The 20,217-nt window shown below is 54.7% G+C and carries 17 protein-coding genes; 12 read left to right on the top strand and 5 right to left on the bottom strand.

Going from position 1 to position 20,217, the window contains the following annotated elements:
• Window positions 1-22: 22 nt before the first annotated feature.
• The 4 genes from KW849_RS04365 to KW849_RS04350 all read right to left on the bottom strand — a co-directional run bounded on the left by KW849_RS04365 (window position 23) and on the right by KW849_RS04350 (window position 4,704).
• Window positions 23-874, bottom strand: a complete 852-nt coding sequence (locus KW849_RS04365; protein WP_218427999.1) for a glycine betaine ABC transporter substrate-binding protein — start codon at window positions 872-874, stop codon at window positions 23-25.
• Between the two features lie 65 nt (window positions 875-939).
• Complete coding sequence (locus tag KW849_RS04360) at window positions 940-2,286, bottom strand: FAD-binding oxidoreductase (protein ID WP_218427996.1); 1,347 nt, start codon at window positions 2,284-2,286, stop codon at window positions 940-942.
• Window positions 2,283-3,800 (bottom strand): aldehyde dehydrogenase, encoded by a 1,518-nt coding sequence (locus tag KW849_RS04355; RefSeq protein WP_218427994.1) that lies wholly within the window; start codon window positions 3,798-3,800, stop codon window positions 2,283-2,285. Before KW849_RS04355 ends, KW849_RS04360 begins: the two co-directional genes overlap by 4 nt.
• Window positions 3,793-4,704: a dihydrodipicolinate synthase family protein gene (locus KW849_RS04350; protein WP_218427992.1), complete on the bottom strand. Its 912-nt coding sequence runs from the start codon at window positions 4,702-4,704 to the stop codon at window positions 3,793-3,795. Before KW849_RS04350 ends, KW849_RS04355 begins: the two co-directional genes overlap by 8 nt.
• A 483-nt stretch (window positions 4,705-5,187) precedes the next feature.
• Between KW849_RS04350 and KW849_RS04345 the strand changes: the two genes are divergently transcribed.
• Window positions 5,188-6,423 carry an aromatic ring-hydroxylating dioxygenase subunit alpha gene (locus tag KW849_RS04345; RefSeq protein ID WP_218427990.1) on the top strand — a complete coding sequence of 412 codons (1,236 nt, stop codon included), beginning with the start codon at window positions 5,188-5,190 and terminating at the stop codon, window positions 6,421-6,423.
• Window positions 6,424-6,537: 114 nt separating this feature from the next.
• Here the strand turns inward: KW849_RS04345 and KW849_RS04340 are convergent, their stop codons facing one another.
• Window positions 6,538-7,491: a LysR family transcriptional regulator gene (locus KW849_RS04340; protein WP_056724831.1), complete on the bottom strand. Its 954-nt coding sequence runs from the start codon at window positions 7,489-7,491 to the stop codon at window positions 6,538-6,540.
• A gap of 449 nt (window positions 7,492-7,940) precedes the next feature.
• Between KW849_RS04340 and KW849_RS04335 the strand changes: the two genes are divergently transcribed.
• The 11 genes from KW849_RS04335 to KW849_RS04285 all read left to right on the top strand — a co-directional run bounded on the left by KW849_RS04335 (window position 7,941) and on the right by KW849_RS04285 (window position 19,885).
• Complete coding sequence (locus KW849_RS04335; protein ID WP_108217561.1) at window positions 7,941-8,978, top strand: glycine betaine/L-proline ABC transporter ATP-binding protein; 1,038 nt, start codon at window positions 7,941-7,943, stop codon at window positions 8,976-8,978.
• Window positions 8,979-8,986: 8 nt separating this feature from the next.
• Window positions 8,987-9,991: a glycine betaine/L-proline ABC transporter permease ProW gene (gene proW, locus KW849_RS04330; protein ID WP_371319113.1), complete on the top strand. Its 1,005-nt coding sequence runs from the start codon at window positions 8,987-8,989 to the stop codon at window positions 9,989-9,991.
• Between the two features lie 69 nt (window positions 9,992-10,060).
• A complete protein-coding gene (gene proX, locus KW849_RS04325) occupies window positions 10,061-11,104 on the top strand; it encodes a glycine betaine/L-proline ABC transporter substrate-binding protein ProX (RefSeq protein ID WP_218427986.1) in 1,044 nt (347 codons plus the stop codon).
• An 87-nt stretch (window positions 11,105-11,191) separates the two neighbouring features.
• Entirely contained in the window at window positions 11,192-12,541 is a 1,350-nt protein-coding gene (locus KW849_RS04320; RefSeq protein ID WP_218427984.1) for an MmgE/PrpD family protein, read from the top strand.
• A gap of 48 nt (window positions 12,542-12,589) precedes the next feature.
• Window positions 12,590-13,624 (top strand): GlxA family transcriptional regulator, encoded by a 1,035-nt coding sequence (locus KW849_RS04315; protein ID WP_108217558.1) that lies wholly within the window; start codon window positions 12,590-12,592, stop codon window positions 13,622-13,624.
• 90 nt (window positions 13,625-13,714) lie between these two features.
• Window positions 13,715-14,866, top strand: a complete 1,152-nt coding sequence (locus tag KW849_RS04310) for an MFS transporter (protein WP_218427981.1) — start codon at window positions 13,715-13,717, stop codon at window positions 14,864-14,866.
• A 140-nt stretch (window positions 14,867-15,006) separates the two neighbouring features.
• Entirely contained in the window at window positions 15,007-15,714 is a 708-nt protein-coding gene (locus tag KW849_RS04305; RefSeq protein ID WP_256357073.1) for a dimethylsulfonioproprionate lyase family protein, read from the top strand.
• Between the two features lie 187 nt (window positions 15,715-15,901).
• Window positions 15,902-16,678: an SDR family NAD(P)-dependent oxidoreductase gene (locus tag KW849_RS04300; protein WP_218427979.1), complete on the top strand. Its 777-nt coding sequence runs from the start codon at window positions 15,902-15,904 to the stop codon at window positions 16,676-16,678.
• Window positions 16,679-16,726: 48 nt separating this feature from the next.
• Window positions 16,727-17,383, top strand: a complete 657-nt coding sequence (locus KW849_RS04295) for a FadR/GntR family transcriptional regulator (protein WP_218427977.1) — start codon at window positions 16,727-16,729, stop codon at window positions 17,381-17,383.
• 207 nt (window positions 17,384-17,590) lie between these two features.
• Window positions 17,591-18,367 carry an SDR family NAD(P)-dependent oxidoreductase gene (locus KW849_RS04290; protein WP_218427976.1) on the top strand — a complete coding sequence of 259 codons (777 nt, stop codon included), beginning with the start codon at window positions 17,591-17,593 and terminating at the stop codon, window positions 18,365-18,367.
• A gap of 45 nt (window positions 18,368-18,412) precedes the next feature.
• Complete coding sequence (locus tag KW849_RS04285) at window positions 18,413-19,885, top strand: amino acid permease (RefSeq protein WP_218427975.1); 1,473 nt, start codon at window positions 18,413-18,415, stop codon at window positions 19,883-19,885.
• Window positions 19,886-20,217: the final 332 nt, after the last annotated feature.

The following is a 20,217-nucleotide window of genomic DNA, read 5'->3' as shown; positions in this document are numbered from 1 at the left end:
GGCAGTGGCAAACAAACAAAACTCAATAGTTCTTGATATTTCCCCAACGATTGACAAGATCTGTATGGCTATCTATCCAGCCCTTGATAGCCTCGTCCATGGTCTTGCCATCCTTGACTTCAGCATTCATTGCGGTGATGTCGGTGATGGGTACATAAACGCTGGCCATCAGTTCACGCACACGCGGATTGGCTTCAGCGAAGCCTTTGTGCCCGATCCAGTAATAACCCTGCAATGGCGGGAAGACCCCTTTTGGATCTTTCAAGAATTTTAGATCGAATTTCTTGGTCATCCAGGAAGGATCCCAGACGGTTACCGCCACCCATTCTTTTCGGTCGACTGCCGACTTCAAAGCCGCGGTCATTGCCGAAGTACTGCCTTCGACCAGCTTGAGCTTGATGTCGTACGCTTTGACCACGTTGTTCGCGTCACTCATCAAACCCGAGCCAGGTTCGATGCCAATGATTCTGTTCCCCAGTTTGTCCGCGTTTGCATTCAGCTGTTCGATGGAATCGATGTCTACGTAACTGGGTACTGCCATGCCCTGATAAAGACCAAAGGAGACCGGTGACAGCTTCTCGATTTTGTTCTTGTTCTTTTTCCAATAATCGGCGGCGGCGTAATCAATCTGGGAGGCCAACACCTGAATATCCCCTTTGCTGAGTGCAGCGTAGGCGATACCCCACTCGGAAAACTCCACGACTTTTACGGTATACCCAGCGTTCTCAAGTACCTTCTTGGTAATGCCGGTAATGGGCACCAAATCCTCCCAGGACATGGTCCCCATTACTATGTTTTTTTCTTCAGCCTGTGCCTGCAAACTCATCATGCCCACAAACGCGAGCGCGCAGAATGCCTTCCAGATACTCTTCATGGATTGTTCCGTTCTTATTAGTGACTTGTTAAACGGCCTTTATAGAAAGCCGACGACTTAACTTATTAACCTTCTCGCCCGGCCCAAAACTCATGCCAACGAATAACCGAACTGACGCCCAGCTTCGTTATTATTTTGGGGGGTAACCTGCTGGGTCCTGGTGCGTGACTGAAACTGGCCAGAAAATCAGAACGTGTACCTGAAGCCAACTCCGCCGCCATTACACCCGCCAGGGTGCTCTTGACCGTTCCCAACCCATTTTCGCAGCAAGCCGAATACAGGTTTTCTTCGATCTCGCCAAATGCAGCGGCGCTGTTACGACTCAGACACAGACGGCCGGCCCAACTGAATTCCAACGCAGTGGATTTCAATTCCGGAAAGCGGGCGTCCAAGGAGTGTCGCTGCTCCTTGGCCACCGCCGCTACACGTTCTGGCGTGACCTGGATACTCGGGTCATAGGTGAATTTTGTCCGGATGACGATACGAGAGAGACCGTCTGTAGAGATTTTACGAACAGTCGCTCCCATTGGATCAGCTGGCAACAATGCCCACTTGGCTCTACCCGGCACGTCTTTCCTGAATGCATCATCACTGTACGCTGCCGTCATGGAGGCGTACGTAAAGACGTGCAGCAGACGTCCCTGATAATGACCAAAGTCTTCAATGTGGCCGTTAACCCCAAGAATGACCTTGGGTGCGTGCACCGTCCCGTTATGAGATCGAGCGCTCCAACCGCTTCCCTGCCTGGTCAATTCAATAATCGGAGAGCGTTCGAACAGCGTGATTTTCCCTTCCAGCCCTGCTGCCAGGTCTCTAATGTATTGCGCGGGTTGAATCAACACTGCGCCGGGCGTGTAGATCCCACCGTGGTAATAGGCGGACCCGGTGATTTCGCGCATTTGCGCGGCATCAAACATCTCGAACTTCTCGCCAATGCGCTCAAGGGATTGTGCGTAATTGACGTTCAGCTTCAATCCCCGCGCAGTGGCGGCCGCGTTGATCTTCCCGGAAGGGTCGAAAGTGTCGGCAGACATGCCGTACTCCCGTGCGGCTTCAGCGGCAAAAGCAATCGCAAAACGATTTTGGGTGATTTCCAGTGCCGTTGCAGACTCACTCGCCACGGAATATTCCCCGGACGACAGACTGTGCGGCACATCGATCATGAAGCCCGAGTTCCTGCCCGCCGGCCCCTTGGCGACTTCATGAGCATCGACCACAACAATGCTGTCACCCGGGTGCAACTGTGAAAGTCTGCGAGCGGCGGACAGGCCGGCAAAACCGGCACCGATAATCAGCCAATCCGCCGTCACGTTTCCATCAAGCATGCGGACAGGCGCAGTGCGTGCGGAAATCGCCTCCCAACCTGAAACCCCGGTGTCTACCGGCAGACGCTTGATGGTATGGGTGCTCATTTTTCAGTCTCTTCATCCGACCGATCAGACACATCGATCCAGATGGTTTTGATTTCGGTGTACTGGTCATGGGCAAAAATGGATTTGTCCCGACCACCGAAGCCCGACTCTTTGTAGCCGCCGAATGGCGTCGATGCATCGCCCTCGCCAAAGCAGTTCACGGTGACGATGCCGGCGCGAATTTCCCGCGACAACTTGATCGCCCGCCGCAGGCTGCCGGTATAAACCGAGGCGGCCAGGCCGTATACCGTGTCATTGGCCAAGGCAATGGCTTCGGAGATTGAATGGAAGGTGGTGACCGAAAGAATCGGGCCGAAGATCTCTTCCTGAAACAGCCGGTTGTCTCGACCAACACCGTCAATCACCGTTGGCTCTACAAAGGCACCGTCTTTGGTCGCACCACCGTAAACCACTTCAAGCTTTCCGGCGGCGGCGTGCTCAAGGTACGACTTCACTTTTGCGAAATGCTCAGGGCTGACCAGCGACCCTACGCGGTTTTCCGGATCGAGTGGGTCGCCCATTTTCCATTCGCGGATGTAGGCGCCCATGCGCTCCAGCAGCTCGTCTTTAACAGACGCATGGACGATCAGACGAGAAGTTGCCGAGCAGTTTTCGCCCATGTTCCAGAACGCGCCATTGACGACATGCTGAGCAACGAGGTCCAGGTCTTGCGCATCGTCCATCACCACGGCCGGGTTTTTCCCGCCGCACTCAAGGACGATGCGCTTCAGGTTCGAATCGGCGGCGTAATGCAGGAAACGGCGGCCGGTCGCGGTGGAGCCGGTGAAGCTCACCATGTCGACGTCGTTATGCAAGCCAATCGGCTCGCCAACCTCTTTGCCCGTGCCGGTGACAATGTTGAGGACGCCGGCGGGAACGCCGGCTTCAAACGCCAACTGAGCAACGCGCAACGTGGTCAGCGAGGTTTGTTCGGCAGGTTTGACGATGACCGAACAACCCGCAGCGAGTGCCGGGCCGATTTTCCAGGCCAGCATCAGCAGCGGGAAGTTCCAGGGCAATACGCAGCCCACCACGCCGATCGGCTCCCGGACCACCATGGTCAGCGCGTCGCTGCCAACCGGGGCGGTGTTGTCGTAAATCTTGTCAATCAGTTCTGCGTGCCAGCGGATCGTGTGGATGGTGTCGGGGATGTCGACCAACTGACATTCACTGACCGGCTTGCCGCTATCGAGACTTTCGAGGACGGCCAGTTCGTGTTGATGGCTTTCAAGCAGGTTTGCAAACTTCAACAGAACCGCTTTGCGCTCCCTGGGAGAAATCGATCTCCAGCGTCCGTCCTCGAAGGCCTCCTTGGCATTGCTCACCGCAAAATCGACATCCTCGGACGAACAGGCGGCGACGTCAGTCAAAAACTCACCGGTTGCCGGATTGTTCGTGGCGAATGTTTTGCCAGAGATCGCGGGCTTGAACGCGCCATTGATGAACGCCTTGGATGGCAACGAAATGTCTTTGGCCAGAGCGGCATATTCGGCCTTGCTCAGAAGATCACCCATGGCTGGCTCCCGAAGAAATGTTGGCTACGTTACGTTTGAGTTCAGCAATGACCGACGCGAAACTCTGCTTTTCGTCCGCTTCAAGTGGCTGCAATGGCAGGCGCACATTACCGACTTTCAATCCGGCAACTTCGCAGCCGTACTTGATCGACTGCACGAACTTGCCACCGTCCAGAGCATTCATCAGCGGCATCATTGCCGACATGATTTGACGGCCTTTGTCGAAGTTCTTTTCGATCACGCAGGCTTCATAAAGCGCCACGTGTTCCTTGGGCAGGAAGTTGGAACCTGCGCACACCCAACTGCGGGCGCCCCAGGCGAAAAACTCGAGGGCCTGGTCATCCCATCCGCAGGACAAGGCGATGTTGGGGAACTGCCGGGCCAGCATATGCACCTGGCCCATGTCGCCGGAACTTTCCTTGATGGCGACGACGTTTTTCGATTGGCTGACACGCGTGAAATATTCTTCATCCATCGAAACGCACATGCGCCCCGGATAGTTGTAAAGCATGATCGGCAAGTCCGCTGCGCGATCGATAGTGAGCGCGTGAATCGCGTTTTCCTGCGAGGTTGGCAGCGCGTAAGGCGGGGACGTGACGAGAATCGCGTCCGCTTTGATCGATTTGGCATCCTTGGCGTACTGAACCGCATCTTCGGTACGAATCGCCCCGGTGCTGACGATCAGTTGCACCCGAGTGCCGATCACATCTTTGGCGTAGGCCGCCAACTCGGTGCGCTCTTCCGACGTCTGCGCATAATACTCGCCGGTCGACCCGCCGATAATAATGCCGTGCACCTTCGCCTCAATCAGCGACTCCAAAACTTCCGAGTACACATTCCAGTCAATATCTCCATCAGAATTATAAGGAGTTACTGCTGGTGTATAGATACCTTCAAATTTCAAGATAAATGCTCCGAATGCGAGTTAGGTGGAAGATCAACGAGCGCGTCAGCCTTGATGCCTTGAACACGATAACAATCTCCATGTTTTCACGGGACTGTTGCCAATGCTCAAACACGAGATCGCCAGAGGTTGTTTTACTGACTAAGTACCGTTAGCTGTTGAATCCAGACTGGCATGGGGCAACAGAGTGGTCAATAGCGTGTCTTCCTCGCACAGACATCTTTAAAGCGATATGGCGCACAGAATCGAAAAATATTTATCCTTTAAAATCAGTTGGTTACGAATAACGGTTTAAAGCTACGCTATCGATCGATAACATTTGTTTATGCATTGATAAGCGTAAAAGTTTCTTGTTGGGGTGTGATTGCAGACGTAGTCTTTACAACAGCGATATTTTACCGGCGAAATGGCGTTATCCAATTTCGAGATTGATGCAAACAATGGTCTTTTGTCGTCCCTTTGGTATTTTGGAGTGTGTTGACCGTGAGCACTAAATCGGCAGTTTCAAATCTAATCTCGCAGCGCAAGCCTGACCACGCGCTGCCAGGTGCCCTTTATAGCGACCCAGATGTTTACCGGCAGGATCTGGAACAGATCTGGCACAAAAGCTGGATCTTCGCAGGGCACACATTTGAGCTGGAGAAGACGGGTCAGTACCTGTCGCTGCAAATCGGCGATTACCCTGTCGCGATCGTGCGCGGCGCAGACGGGCAGATTCGTGCATTCCACAACGCCTGCCGTCATCGCGGCTCCAAAGTGTGCCCGCAAGCTAGCGGCAAGGTCGCCAAGCTGGTATGCCCTTACCACAAATGGACCTTCGAGCTGGACGGCAGACTGCTTTTCGCCGGGAACATGGGGGACGATTTCGACAAGTCTCAGCATGGGTTGAAGTCCGTGCATTGTGAGGTCGTTGAAACCTATATCTATGTGTGCGTCGCTGATGTGGCTCCTGACTTTTCGTCATTCAGAAAGTCTCTGACGCCTTTCGTTGCGCCTCATAACCTGGACGACTGCAAAGTCGCGTTTGAGTCGAACATCATCGAGAAGGGCAACTGGAAACTGGTTTTCGAGAACAACCGCGAGTGCTACCACTGCGATTTTACTCACCCGGAATTGATGCACTCATTCGTCGACAACCCATCAGTGGGTGGCGCTGGCGGCGACGAGGATCTCGAACTCAAAGAGCACTGGGATCGCTGCGAAGCGGCAGGCCTGCCCAGCCGATTGGTCATGGACGAAGACGGTCGCTTCCGCATGACCCGCATCCCCCTTTTTTCCGGGGCCGTCAGCTACACAATGGATGGCAAGCCTGCGGTTGCCGGTCGCTTGGACACAACCGGTGAAGCCAACATCGGTGCGTTGCTTTATTTCAACTACCCCTCAACCTGGAACCACTTTCTGGGCGATCACGCGCTGAGCTTCCGCGTTCTGCCCATCGGTCCGGGCGAGACGATGGTCACTACAAAATGGATCGTCAAGAAGGACGCGCAGGAAGGTGTCGACTACGACATCGATCGCCTGACCAAGGTTTGGCTTGCAACCAATGACCAGGATCGCACCTTGGTGGAAGGCGCACAGGTCGGGGTCAGCTCCCCTGCTTACGAGCCCGGCCCTTTGTCGGTGGCTAGTGAAATCGGTGTGTGCCAGTTTGATGACTGGTACTGCAAAACGATGCTTGAGCAACTCAATGACACCATCCCGTTGAGATCTGTCGGCTAAGTGCAACACTGCCGGTGGTGAGAACCACGAATGATCACCACCGGCACACCCAAACCTCTCCCCTCCCCGCAAACCGATTCACTGCTCAGCCAGTACTCCTTTCTTCTAAACGGCTCAGGAAAACTGGGCGAGAATCCAGTCGCGTAGCCGGCAACAGGCGTCGTCATTGATCCGGTCTTCACGAAATGTCAGATAGTGCTGACTTTCATGGAGAACCACTTCCTCTTCGATCGGCCGAATCAGCGTGCCGTTTTCGATCAGGTTTGCAACCAGGTGATTCCATCCGAGGGCTACGCCTTGATGGGTCAACACCATGCTGATTACCAGGTTGTAGTCGTTCGCGTTGAAAACGTGAGGGCTGTCGTGGGGACGTTTCTCGATATCGACATCGTGATAAGCCAGCCAAACGCCCCAGTCAACGTGCTCCGCTACCTGGGATCTGCCATAGGGACTGAGGTTTAGCAAAACCCCGTCGCGCAGTGCTTCCAGGCTGGACAGCTCAGGGTGCTCCTCTTTGTAACGAGGAGTGCACACCGGGTAGATGACGTCATGAAACAACGGATAACTGCGGTAGCCATCCTGAATCCTGGCCATTTTTGTGATGAAGATGTCCGGAGTTACACCCGGCTCCATCGACAAAAAGTTTTGAGTGGTGACCAGATTGAGGTCGATATCTGCGTTTTTGGTAAAAAAACCCGGCAGCTTCGCTGCGAGCCAGAGGGCTGAAAACGCGGGAGAACAGCAAAGCGTCAACGTGCGCTTGCCTGCATTGTTGGTGCGAATGCGCTCCGCCGCCTGGGAAATGTTGACGAAAGATATCTGTGCCGCATCAAAAAAGATGGTTCCGGCTTCCGTCAACTCGACTGCTCGCCCCACTCTCTTGAAGAGATCCACCCCAAGGTACGCCTCAAGTTCCCGAATCTGACGGCTGATTGCCGCTTGAGTAACACACAGTGCTTCTGCCGCACGCGTAAAGCTCTGATATTTTGCGGCGGCTACGAATGACTTCACTGCTTTCAGAGACGGCATTTTCAGCAGCGTCATGTCTGGATCGATGTGCTTAACCATAACCTAGAGTATTGAATATCCGGTTCGGGGCCCTTCGGAGGGCCGTTAGGGACGAGATCGGCGAGAGGGTTCCACCTAGAGCCTACGCTGGAGCGTAGCTCAAACGCAGGGCCTAAGACAGGGCCAGCCGCAGTCGTCTGCGCAACTGGCACTGCCACAGTCGCAAATGGACATAATTAAATTATCGATAACATGACGTTATTGATTGGCTGGAAGAAATGTTGTTAGACGCTGACTCTATTAGGTAATAACTTGGTTCTCAACGGTACTGCTTAATTCAGCGCCGATAAAACAAAAATAATAAACATCACATAATAAAGAGGATGGTCACAATGACTATTTCCCAACCTTTCTCCCAGCTTGACTGCCCCCACAAGCACCGTCTGAACTGATCAAGACACGTACACCTGAATTCTTGGTCTTACATCGTAATTGCAGCAGGAGGGGTTATGAGTCTTGGTGACGAGATACTCTCGGTAAAAAACATTTACAAAGTCTTTGGCCCTCAGCCGAAGCTCGCGATGGAGATGCTGGCTCGCGGTGCTGACAAGAATGAAATCTTCAGCAAAACCGGTCAAGTCGTTGGCGTTTTTGATGCCAGTTTCTCCGTAAAACGTGGAGAGATTTTCGTCATCATGGGGCTTTCCGGTTCCGGGAAGTCGACGATGGTCCGCTTGTTCAATCGACTGATCGAGCCAACCTCCGGAACGATCCATCTTAACGGACAGGAAATTACCGGTCTGTCGGATGCTGATCTCCTCAGCGTTCGTCGCAAAGACATGAGCATGGTGTTTCAGTCGTTTGCCCTGATGCCCCACATGAGTGTGATCGACAACGTTGCTTTCGGTCTGGAAATCTCGGGTGTCGAGGAAAGTGAAAGGCATAAACGTGCACTCGAGGCACTCAAACAGGTGGGGCTCGATGGCCACGCCTACAGCTATCCGCACCAACTGTCCGGCGGTATGCAACAGCGAGTAGGCCTGGCCCGAGCGCTGGCCAATGATCCCGCTATCCTGCTGATGGACGAAGCCTTCTCGGCACTCGACCCGTTGATTCGCCACGAAATGCAGGGCGAACTGATCCGCCTGCAGGCAGAACAGCATCGCACCATCATCTTTATCTCCCATGACATTGACGAGGCGATTCGCATCGGCCATCGCATTGCGATCATGGAGGGTGGCCGGGTAGTACAGATCGGTACCCCGCAAGAGCTGCTTTGCAACCCGGTGAACGATTACGTCAGGGCTTTCTTCAAAGGTTTCGATGCTTCGAAGATCCTGAAGGCTGGCGATGTTGCCAGGATTTGTGCAGAACATCCGTACGCCGTGGATCAATCCACGCCTACGCTGCGCGACGATGTACTCCTGCAGGACGTCTTTCACATCGTTGCTGATGCCGTTAATCCGGTTGCCGTGCTGGATCGCCAGGGTGTGTTCAAAGGCACGATCTCCAAGAGCCTACTGCTTCAGACAATGAGCCGACACTAACAGGCTCTATTTGCTGGCTTGCCAGGCAAGGACATTCAGGTAATGACATGAACGAATTCAATTTTCTAGACCCATTTCAATCCATCAACGTCCCTTTGGGCCAATGGGTAGAAGTTGCCCTGAATTTTCTGGTTCATAATTTCCGCGAGGTATTTCGCTCGATCAGGTGGCCAATCGACCAGGTACTTAATGGCATCCAGTTCGGATTGTTGGCTATTCCTCCGTCAATATTCATTATTATTGCAACGCTCTTCGGCTGGCAGATAGGAGGGAAAAAGATAGGAATACTTTGTTTCGTCACCCTCACCCTCTTAGGAGTGATCGGCGTATGGAATGACGCCATGATCACCCTCGCCCTGGTACTCACTTCACTGTTTTTCTGTGCAGTTATTGGCATACCGCTGGGCGTCCTGTGTGCCCGGAGTGACCGGCTTGAGATGCTTCTGCGGCCAGTGCTCGATGCAATGCAAACACTGCCTGCTTTTGTTTATCTGGTACCCGTGGTGATGCTGTTTGGTATCGGCAACGTACCGGGGGTACTGGTCACGATCATCTTCTCGGTAGCACCACTGGTCAGGCTCACCAATCTGGGAATTCGCCAGGTGCCGGAAGACAAGGTTGAAGCAGCCCGGGCTTTCGGATGCACCCCACGCCAGATGCTGAGGCGGGTTCAACTTCCTTTAGCTGCACCGACGATCATGGCGGGTCTGAATCAGGCATTGATGTTGTCACTTTCCATGGTGGTGATCGCATCAATGATTTCGGTTGGCGGGTTGGGGATGATGGTACTTCGCGGGATCGGCCGCCTTGATATGGGCTTGGCAACCGTCGGTGGATTGGGGCTGGTATTGCTGGCGATTTTCCTCGACCGACTGACCCAGGCAATGGGCGAACGCAGTAACAGGGCAACCAAAGGTGAGCACTGGTACCAGACAGGCCCGGCGGGTGTCATTTATCGCCTGAAGAGAAAAAACGCTGTTACGCAAATAAAAGTCAGTCCCAAAGAGAGTTAACTCCGCTAAGCGGTGCGTCGTGAACCGAAAGAAATGCCAACTTCTTTAATCCAGCCAAGGCAATCGATAATGAACTTCACAACATTCGGAATAAAACAGAAATTCATTCACTCTGTGGCGCTTTTAGTACTAGCGGTTTCCCCTGTTTTCGCATCAGCCGCCACGGCGCAGGAGCCCGGGAAAGGGGTATCGATCACCCCAATTTTCCCGTCAATTGCCGAAGAGCGATTTCGCGGAGAGATTGCAATGGCGGGCCTCAAGGAATTGGGCTACGACGTTGAGACGCCCAAGGAAACCGAGTACTCCACCATGATGATTGCAATTGCCAATGGTGACGCTGACTTCTCGGTTCATCTGTGGGAGGAGCTACACAAATCTTTCTACGAGAAGGCCGGCGGCGATGAGACGATGGTGAAAACCGGCGCTATCATGCCGGGCGTACTACAGGGCTACATGATCGATAAGAAAACGGCTGACGAGCATCACATCACCTCTATCGATGATTTGAAAAAACCAGAGATCGCCAAGCTGTTCGATAGTAATGGCGACGGTAAAGCCGACCTGACAGGTTGCAACCCCGGCTGGGGCTGTGAGTTGATCATTGCCCACCATATGAAAGCCTATGGCCTGGAAAAAACTGTCACAAATAACCAGGGCTCCTATTTTGCCCTGATGGCCGACACCATTGCTCGTTATAAAGAAGGCAAGCCGATTCTCTATTACACTTGGGTACCTCAGTGGATCTCCGGTGTTCTGGTCGAAGGTAAAGATGTTGTGTGGTTAACCGTGCCGCGTACGGATCTTCCCGGTGGCAAAAACGATGTCAACACTACCTTCAATGGTAAAAACCTTGGATTCGCGGTAGACAGTGTCAAAGCGGTAATCAATAAAGAGTTTGCCGAGAAAAATCCGGCTGCGGTGAAGTTTCTGTCTGAAATGCAGATCACTACCGACGATGAAAGCGCGCAAAATCTGAAAATGCACAACGGTGAAAAAAGTGCAGCGGACATTACCCGGCACGCCAAAGAATGGATCGCGGCCCATCGCGCGAAATACGACAGCTGGCTGGCAGACGCACGCGCCGCGGCAAATACCGCCACCGCAAAGAACTAGTCCCTTCTTATAACTTTGCATAAAAGGTTGCCCTTCACCGGGCAACTTTTTTATCCGTTTCGGCGTTCATCACTCGGGAATATTGAAATGCAGTTGTATTCATTCGTCCAGAATTTCAGTTACAAGGACGCGCCCCTGCATACACGCGAGCTGGTTAAAACTTGCCTGCTCGACATCATTGGTGTGGCGGCCGGAGCCCGCGACAATCAAACCAGCGTGATGCTCAAAACCTACGCTGACACCCACTACTCTGCCAACAAGCTGTCCAGCCGCCTTTGGTTCGACGGCAGAGCCGTACATCCATTGGGCGCCGCTTATGCAGGCGGCTTCAGCGTTGATAGCCTGGACGCACACGAAGGTCACTTCACCTCCAAGGGGCACGCGGGTGCAACCGTTGTCCCGGCCATTGTTGCATTGGTAGACGCGTACCGCAGTCAGGGCAAAGACATCAGCGGCGAGGAGTTCCTCAGCGCACTGTGCATTGGTTATGAGACGGCCTTGCGTGCGGGCCAGGCATTAATGGCCACTGCCCCGGAATATCATGCTTCAGGTGCATTTTCCGGAATCGGAGTCGTTTGTGCAGGCGCCCGCCTGCTGAAACTGGATGAAGCGACGTTCCGTCACGCTCTGGGTATCGCGGAATACTTTGGCCCGAGGTGCCCGATGATGCGCCTGGTGAGCTTTCCAACGATGTTGCGTGATGCCCACGGCGCCGGAGCGTATGCCGGACTGAACGCACTACTGATGGCACAGACAGGTGTCACTGGCGCTCCAGCCGCCACCGTTGAACCTTTGGAGATCTCCACTTTCTGGCAGGACATCGGAACCCGCTGGGAGATCGACGAGCAATATTTCAAACCGTGGCCCGTATGTCGCTGGGCGCAACCGGCACTCACGGCCATGACCGATTTGATGCGAGCGCATCCAGTCATCACTGCCGAGTTGATCGAGACCATCGATGTCGAGACATTCCACGAGTCTGTCTGCTTGCAGGGGCATTTTCCGAAGAATGCGGATGAGGCCCAGTATGCGCTCGCATTTCCACTGGCCGCCTTGATCGTTCGTGGAAAGCTGGGCCCTGACGAAGTTACCGGGGATTCCATTCATGCGCCGGACATCTTGAGCATCAGCGAGAAAATAACCCTGCATGAGGCACCTGACCTGTCCGCCAGGTTCCCGGAGGAAATTCTCTCCCGCGTCACGATCACCCTGAAAGACGGCACACGTCTTACGAGCCCAACCGCGACGGCCAAGGGCGACCCCGGCAACCCTATGTCGAGTGACGAACTCACCGCTAAATACCATCTGTTGGCTGATGACAGCTTGGGAACCACGCTCAGCAATGCAATCAAGAACAGTGTTGAAGCATTGCCTGACAGTGGTGACTGCCAATCATTCCTTGATTTGTTGCTGTCCGCTGCAAAAACCACTGTCTAGATCCGGCAATGGTTTTTTGGCTATTCGTTCAGGTGTCAAAGAGGATTTATGTCATTCGTCTTCGAGAGCGTGCTTAAAGACAAGAACATGGGGTACTCCTATACGGCTGAGAAACCATTGAAGCCGCAGGCGGTGACTCGTGTAGCCTTCGTGCTTTTGAACAATTTCTCGATGATGTCGTTCACCGGCGCTATCGATGCGCTGGTGACTGCCAACCTGATTAGCGAGACACCGGCATTCGAAGTGTTAACCGTTGGTATCAAAAGCCGTCTGGTCATGAGCGATCTGGGAATTGCAATTTCAGCGGACCTGGAGTTATCCCAATTGCCAGATCGTATCGACGTTCTCATCGTCGCGGGTGGTTTACGGGTGAAGTTGATCAGCGATCCGATATTACGGCGCAAGCTACGTAACGTCGCCTCTCTTGGTGCGACCATGGGCGGTTTGTGGAACGGCGCATTTTTCCTGGCGGAAGCGCAGTTAATGGACGGTGTCGAGTGTGCCTTCCATCCAGATGGGCGAGCGATGATGGAGGATGTTTTCCCCAAAGTCCTGGTCTCTTGCCGAACTCACGTAATAGATAGAAATCGCATCACGTGCGCCGGCGCCAGTAGTTCGTTACGCATGATGCTGGAACTCATCACCGCTAAACAAGGCGTGTCACTGACCCATGCGGTCGAGGAAATACTCAGTTGCGATCAAACCCCTGAAGTCTCAGGGATATCGACTGTCATCGTTGACTCTGACCCCACCTTGCCACAAACCCTGAAGCTCGCTTTAGAGCTTATGCAAAAGAACATCGAAGAGCCGCTATCCATCGACGAACTGGCCGAATGTGTGAACATTTCCCGACGACAATTGGAGCGCCGTTTCTGCCGTTTCGTCGGCGCCACCCCTACCCGTTACTACCTGGAACTGCGCTTGACTCGAGCGCGTCAGCTTATTCTGCAGAGCAACCGGCCGATCACCGATATCGCAATTGCGACCGGCTTTTGCAGTTTCGCCAACTTCCATATGCGCTTTCGTGACTTCTTTGGCGTAGCGCCAAGCAGCTATAGAGCGACGTATGAGCGCAGGCGTTAGTTTCCCGAAACGCCCCCCAAAAAAAGAAATCGGCAAAGTCTAAGCCGAGCAAATGATGGTTAGCATCATCGATAAGGATTACCAGGAATTATGAATGCTCCATCTCCAGTGTTGATACCCACGGCCAACTACAGCGAGCGGATGTCTACACGCATTGCCTTCCTCATCGCGGGCTTGCTCATGTCCGCTTGGGCGCCTCTGGTTCCATTGGTCAAAGCCCGCGCAGGCTTGGACGACGGTGGCTTGGGGTTGCTGCTTCTCGGCCTTGGCGGTGGATCTATTGTGGCTATGCCCTTCGCTGGATACCTCACTGCGCACTATGGATGCCGACCGGTCGTCATCTGGGCGACGATTGTCCTGTGTGCCGCTCTTGCGTTGTTGAGCACCGTGGTGTGGCTACCTGGCCTGGTGATAGCGGTCATTATCTTCGGTGCCAGCATGGGCATGCTTGATTGCGCCATGAACATACAGTCCGTCATCGTCGAGAAAAACAGCGGGCAGGCACTTCAGTCCGGCTTCCATGGCCTTTACAGCGTCGGAGGCATATTGGGCGCCGGGGCGATGACCGCTCTGCTGACCTTCGGCCTGGATCCACTGATGGCTGCGCTCTGCATCGTTGCCACAGTTTTGGGATCGCTTTACAAGGCCGCACCTGCTTTGCTGACGTATGGCACTGAACGTGGCGGACCATTGTTCGCGGTGCCCAGGGGTATCGTGCTGTTTTTAGGGACGCTCTGTTTCATCGTCTTCCTCACTGAAGGTGCAATGCTTGACTGGAGCGCGGTCTTCCTTGTCTCGAACCGAGGGTTAGAGCCGAGCATCGCCGGCTTGGGCTACGCATCCTTCGCCGCTGCGATGACGGTGGGCCGCCTGACGGGAGACGCCATCGTCAGCAAGCTGGGCGGCGTGCGCGTAGTTGCACTAGGCGGGCTTTGCGCAGCCGCAGGCATGCTCGTGTCGCTTGGAATCGATGGCTGGCCCGCGTCCCTGGTCGGCTACGCTCTGGTCGGGGCTGGCTGCTCGAACATTGTCCCGGTGATCTTTACCGCTGTAGGCCGGCAACAACGAATGTCACAGGCGGTAGCCATCCCCGCTGTCATCTCGATGGGCTACGCGGGCATTCTGATAGGTCCCGTATTCATTGGGGCGGTCGCCCATCTAAGCACCTTGTCATTCGCTCTGGGCGGCCTGATTATCCTGCTTGTTTTTGTCAGTGCAACAGCTCGATTACTTCGCAATTAACCGAGTCTTTTCAAGCGCGGCAAAGGGAACACCCTGTATGAAAGAGCTGCTCGCTGGCCGTGAGTAAGGTGCCCAAGCCTTGGTAAATCAAAGGGGTTTCCCACAGCGACCCGCGCTGTCTATTCGAGAGGTAAAGGGCTATGCAATCCAACTGCAATATGTCGGAGCAAGAACTCCTGATGCATGGAGTGATCATGCGGGAGGCACTCCTGCGAATCCTTGCCCGTCACTCCCCACTTTGCGGGATCGACGGCGGGGATACTGAAGCCTGTGTTCGCTCCTTGGCTGATGCCCACTTGAACGTCGGCCTGCCTCCCTTCAAGGGCAATCCCCTGCCCTCGTCCTTGTACTCCACGGCCTCACAGGCGTTGTCTGACGCGCCCAGAATTGAGCGTGACTTCAAGACTCTGCTAACAGCGCTTGAACCCCTTCTACACAATAGCCGTTGGATAAAGCGATTCGCTACTGAAGGGGATGATGCCGGCTTTGAAGAAAAACATCGGCATGCATTGATTCTCGGAGAAGGCGCTCTGTTCGAATGCTCAACGATGACAGTGGGTCTGGCTGTGATGGCGCCCAACCTGTGCTACCCGTTCCATACGCATCCCCCTGCAGAGTTCTACGTCGTTTTATCAGAAGGCGATTGGTACCGGGAAGATGTCGGATGGTGGAACCCGGGGCCTGGCGGTGTGGTGTTCAACCCCCCATCAGCGGTCCATTCGATGAGGTCTACCCACAAGCCGCTGCTAGCACTATGGGGACTGATAAACGAATCGTCACAGCCCATTCGTGAACGCAAAACTTCAGCGGATTCGGTGTTCCCTGGCGGACGATCAGAGCGGTCGTAATTCAGCATTCATGACGCTGTCGCCTGGAGTATGGGATTTATAACCAATCGTCCGAGATCACCATGCATCCCTTTGACGTCGTCCTGAACGCCATGCAGCTCGAAAGCCCGAGGTAACCCAAGCTTGTATTGATCGTCTATCAGCCCGCGCGTACCATGGCTCGCTCCATCCTCCAAGGCGGTGATGCATGCCCTCCCCTCAAGGTCGACTCGCCGGTCGCGTAGCAATTATCTCTGGCGGCGCCAACGGCGCAGGGGCAGCCTCTGCCCGATTGTTTGCGCGCGAATCTGCCAAGGTGTCCATTGTCGATCGCGATGTGGAAGCCGGTCGCAAGCTGGAACAGGAACTTAACGCGCAAGGGTTTAGCGCGTTCTTCGTTTGCGCCGATGTTTCCAAAGCCGATGAAGCGGAGTTCGCCGTAAAAGCCACGATCGAGCAGTTCGGCTGCATCGATATTCTGTTCAATCATGCCGGCATCATCATCGTGAAACCTTTCCTTGAATTCACTATCGAGGAGTGGGACGAGATGATGGAGAACAACGCCAAAAGCGCATTCCTCATGACTCGACTTGTGCTGCCGGGAATGCTGAAACGGGGTTACGGCGTTCTTATCAGTACCAGCTCCTCTGCCGTGCGCGCTGCCACTCACCTTGAATCCCTGTACTGCGCCTCGAAGTCCGCCATGCACCAATTGGCCCGGGCGATTGCGGTCGAATACCGCGACAAGGGCATTCGCAGCAACACCATTTGCCCAAGCTTTGTTCGCACGCGCCATGGCGAGCATGAAATTGCCCAATTGCGCGCTTATGGCATTTTTGCTTCCGAACAGGATGTGAACATCATGCAGGGCAGAATCTGCGAACCTGAAGAAGTTGCCAATGTCGCCTTGTTCCTGGCCAGTGAAGAATCCAGTTTCATCAACGGCGCTGAAATTTTCGTGGACAATACGTTTACGGCGGTTTGACAGATGCTTTGGGGTCTTCAACCAGTTGAACAGCAATCAGCCTACGGATTGACCGTCGAAGCACTGCGCCGCCATGTTCATCTCGGGCTGCTGCTCCCGGGTGAGCAGTTGCCACCCGAACGGGCTCTCGCCATTCAATTGGGCGTGTCTCGGGTGACCCTGCGCGAAGCACTGCGGGTCATGGAAACCGAAGACTACTTTGTGGTGCGCCGAGGCGCGCGCGGGGGTGTCTTTCTTAACGAGATCGACGCGCTGCGAGAGTTGTCCTCTCGACGCATCAGTCGAGATCCATCCATGGTGATGCGGGTTCTGGAGTTTCGAGAAGCCAATGAGCCTCAGGCCGCTCGCCATGCTGCCATGCGTCGCACCCCCACGGATATCGCAGCGCTTGAATCGGCCTTCAGCTCGATAAAGTGCGCAGACAACTGCGCCACACTGCGCCGTGCCGAGTCGATGTTTCATCTGGCGCTTGGCGCCGCATCGCACAATCCGCTTCTGTACAAGTCAATCGAAGACGCCCTGGTTGCGCTTTTCGTGCTTCCGGACCTAACGCAGGATCGCAGTAAGCGTAACTTGAACATCGAAGCGGCTCAGCTGTTGCTCGAATCCATCCGAAATCGGCAAGGCGACGAAGCCGAACGAGCAGCACGCGAGCTCATCACAACGGATCGAATCCGTCTTCGTGACATTGTCGGTTTTGCCTGAGCGGCAACGACGCACTTTCAGCGATCCGCCATAATTTCCTTTTATATTCAGCCTCTTGCACTGCTGCACCAGATAGGTGCGGCACCCTTGGATACCTGATCGCGACATGGCGACTGACGGCGTTTGACAGCCTTTTTTCGCCATGGTCTATTGGTATTTATTAAATACCTTTAGACCAGCACTTATAACAACAGAGGCATGCGCTAGATGGCAAACAAACCCAGGTTGGACAATCAAAACGTACTTATCACCGGGGGCGCAGGAGGCATTGGCCGAGCAGCAGCCATGCTGTTCGCAAAACAGGGGGCGAACCTCGCCATCATCGACCGGGATCCGGTTGCTGGCATGGAGGTAGCCGAAACGATCAACGCTCTGGGCGGGCGGGCAACGTTTTTCCAGGCAGACGTGAGTGATGCGCCGAAACTCATTGCGGCCATCGAGGCGGCTACCGCCGCGTTGGGCTGGATCGACGCCCTCTTCAATCATGCGGGCACCATCGTCGTTAAAGCACTTCATGAAACCACGCTCGAAGAATATGACAGCTTGATGGCGATCAATACCCGATCCGCCTTTGTTACCTGCAAAGCGGTGCTGCCAGGGATGCTGAAAAGAGGCAAAGGCAGCATCGTGATTACGTCGTCGATCGGCGGGGAAAAGGGTTTCGCTCTGGAGAGTGCGTACTGCATGACCAAGGGCGCCGTGCTGCAATTGGCCCGTTCGATCTCTGCGGAATACCGCGAACATGGCATTCGCTGCAATGCCATTTGTCCAGGTTTTGTGCGCACTGCCCACGGTTTGCGTGAACTCGACCAACTCGATGCCCAAGGCCAAACCTGGGAAGAAGCCGGCTTGTCAGCCACCCAAGTCCGAATCTGCGAGGCCGAAGAAGCGGCCGCCGCGGCACTTTTTTTATTGTCCGATGAAGCCAGCTTCGTCAACGGTGCCGCTCTCTATGTCGACAACGGTTGGGCCTCGAAAGGCTGAATCAGCTTCGCCCACGGCATTATAAAAAAATGAGGGGAGTTCAAAATGTCAAAACACACTGAAACCAGTTCAGGGAAAGACGCAAGCGAAGACGCCCGCCTTCTGGCCCTGGGTTATCGTCCCGAGTTCAATCGCGTACTCGGGCTGTTTGCCGACTTTTCGCTGGGCTATTCCTATATGAGCCCCATGGCGGGGATGTTCGCGCTCTTTGCTACCGCATTGGTCGCAGTGGGCCCGCCCTTCTTCTGGACCATGCTTGTCGTTTTGCTGGGCCAGCTGTTCGTTTGCCTGGTTTTCGCCGAGGCCGCCTCCGCTTATCCAATCGCCGGCGGCATCTACCAATGGGCCCGACGCTTGGGCGGACAACGCTGGGGGTTTCTGACGGCCTGGATCTACCTGTTTGCACTGATCGGCACAGGCGCTGGCATCTCGGCCGGCGGCGCACCCTTTCTGTCGGTACTTCTGGGTGTGCAGCCATCACCGGAATTCAACGCCATAGCCGGTATTTCCATTGCGCTGATCGCCATTCTGGCTAACTTCGCAGGCACCAGGATACTGGCTCGCACCACTGAAATCGGAGTGTGGGCAGGTTTGATCGGGCTGGCCATCTGTGGCGGATACATGCTGGTATTTGGTCACGTGCAACCGGTGTCGGTGCTGTGGGACAGCTTCGGTCGTGGTGAAGGTAACTACACTTCTGCGCTGTTCTTCGCGAGCCTGATCGGCGTCTGGATTTTCTACGGATTCGAAGCCTGTGGGGACTTGGCCGAAGAAGTCAGTGGCGCTTCGAAAGCAGTACCTCGTGCAATGTTGATGACCATTATCTGCGGCGGTGGTTCTGCACTGCTGATGACCTTGGGCTTGTTGTTCGCACTGCCGGACATGCAAAGCGCGGTGGATGGAACCTTGGCTGACCCGGCAGGCGCTGCGGTTCTGCAAGTCATGGGCCCGGTGGGAATGAAGATAACGCTGGTCTGCCTGCTGGCCGTGGTCATCAGTGCGGTCACCTCGGTGATTGCGTCTACCAGCCGACTGCTTTTCTCCCTGGGTCGGGACAAGATGATTGTCGGGGCCAGTCTGCTAGGCACGCTTAAAGGACCTCGTCGTCTGCCTGTCACTGCCCTCTGGGTCACTGCCACATTGACCATCCTGATATTGTCGATTGGTTTCGTGTCCAGTAACGCAGCCACTCAAATCATCAGCTTCGCCACAACCGGCGTCTATGTGTCCTTCCAGATGGTAGTGATTGCATCGTTGCTGGCCAGTCTTCGCGGGTGGCGTGCCGATGGGGATTTCAAGCTGGGATCTGCGGGCCTTGTGGTTAAAGTGATTGCACTGGTTTTCGGCATTGCCTCCATCATCAACCTGATGTGGCCACGCACGCCGGAAGCTGGATGGCTGAGCAACTACCTGATCCTGGTTTCGATTGTCGTCATCGTTGCGTTGGGGCTGATTCAGATGCTGATGCTCAACATGCCCAAAGAGCCCCTGCAGGGGCAGTCCAGCCCGAGTATTTGAGGCTATAACGCAGGTATTGCGTCGATTGACAGCGCGGGGCTCGGGCAACCGACCCCGGCTTTATTTTTAGCTGGCTCAGAAGCAACCTTCCTGCCCTCAAGCGTTGGGGATTGGCTGCCTGATCGGCTATGCACCGGCCCAATCCGTCCAGCGTAAAACCATGGCAAACGGTGAAGTGGGCGCGGCGCAGGCCTGAATGAAAACGGGCGCCTTGACAGGCGCCCGTTTTGTTGTAGCGGGTTGCATGACCGACATCGGGTGCATCGACGTCGAACCGGGGAAGATCAGCAAAAGAATTTCGTATACCCTAGCGCTATCTCACTCCAAATGAC

Origin of the sequence: Pseudomonas sp. PDM26 (assembly GCF_019219185.1) — a bacterium.
GTDB lineage: Bacteria > Pseudomonadota > Gammaproteobacteria > Pseudomonadales > Pseudomonadaceae > Aquipseudomonas.
The sequence above is the reverse complement of the archived record's forward strand: the minus strand, read 5'-3'. Positions and strand labels throughout refer to the sequence as shown.

Coding starts and splice junctions, on each gene's coding strand:
- KW849_RS04365 (WP_218427999.1), bottom strand. CDS start 874: ATGAAGAGTATCTGGAAGGCATTCTGCGCGCTCGCGTTTGTGGGCATG.
- KW849_RS04360 (WP_218427996.1), bottom strand. CDS start 2,286: ATGAGCACCCATACCATCAAGCGTCTGCCGGTAGACACCGGGGTTTCA.
- KW849_RS04355 (WP_218427994.1), bottom strand. CDS start 3,800: ATGGGTGATCTTCTGAGCAAGGCCGAATATGCCGCTCTGGCCAAAGAC.
- KW849_RS04340 (WP_056724831.1), bottom strand. CDS start 7,491: ATGGTTAAGCACATCGATCCAGACATGACGCTGCTGAAAATGCCGTCT.
- KW849_RS04335 (WP_108217561.1), top strand. CDS start 7,941: ATGAGTCTTGGTGACGAGATACTCTCGGTAAAAAACATTTACAAAGTC.
- proX (WP_218427986.1), top strand. CDS start 10,061: ATGAACTTCACAACATTCGGAATAAAACAGAAATTCATTCACTCTGTG.
- KW849_RS04320 (WP_218427984.1), top strand. CDS start 11,192: ATGCAGTTGTATTCATTCGTCCAGAATTTCAGTTACAAGGACGCGCCC.
- KW849_RS04315 (WP_108217558.1), top strand. CDS start 12,590: ATGTCATTCGTCTTCGAGAGCGTGCTTAAAGACAAGAACATGGGGTAC.
- KW849_RS04310 (WP_218427981.1), top strand. CDS start 13,715: ATGAATGCTCCATCTCCAGTGTTGATACCCACGGCCAACTACAGCGAG.
- KW849_RS04305 (WP_256357073.1), top strand. CDS start 15,007: ATGCAATCCAACTGCAATATGTCGGAGCAAGAACTCCTGATGCATGGA.
- KW849_RS04300 (WP_218427979.1), top strand. CDS start 15,902: ATGCCCTCCCCTCAAGGTCGACTCGCCGGTCGCGTAGCAATTATCTCT.
- KW849_RS04290 (WP_218427976.1), top strand. CDS start 17,591: ATGGCAAACAAACCCAGGTTGGACAATCAAAACGTACTTATCACCGGG.
- KW849_RS04285 (WP_218427975.1), top strand. CDS start 18,413: ATGTCAAAACACACTGAAACCAGTTCAGGGAAAGACGCAAGCGAAGAC.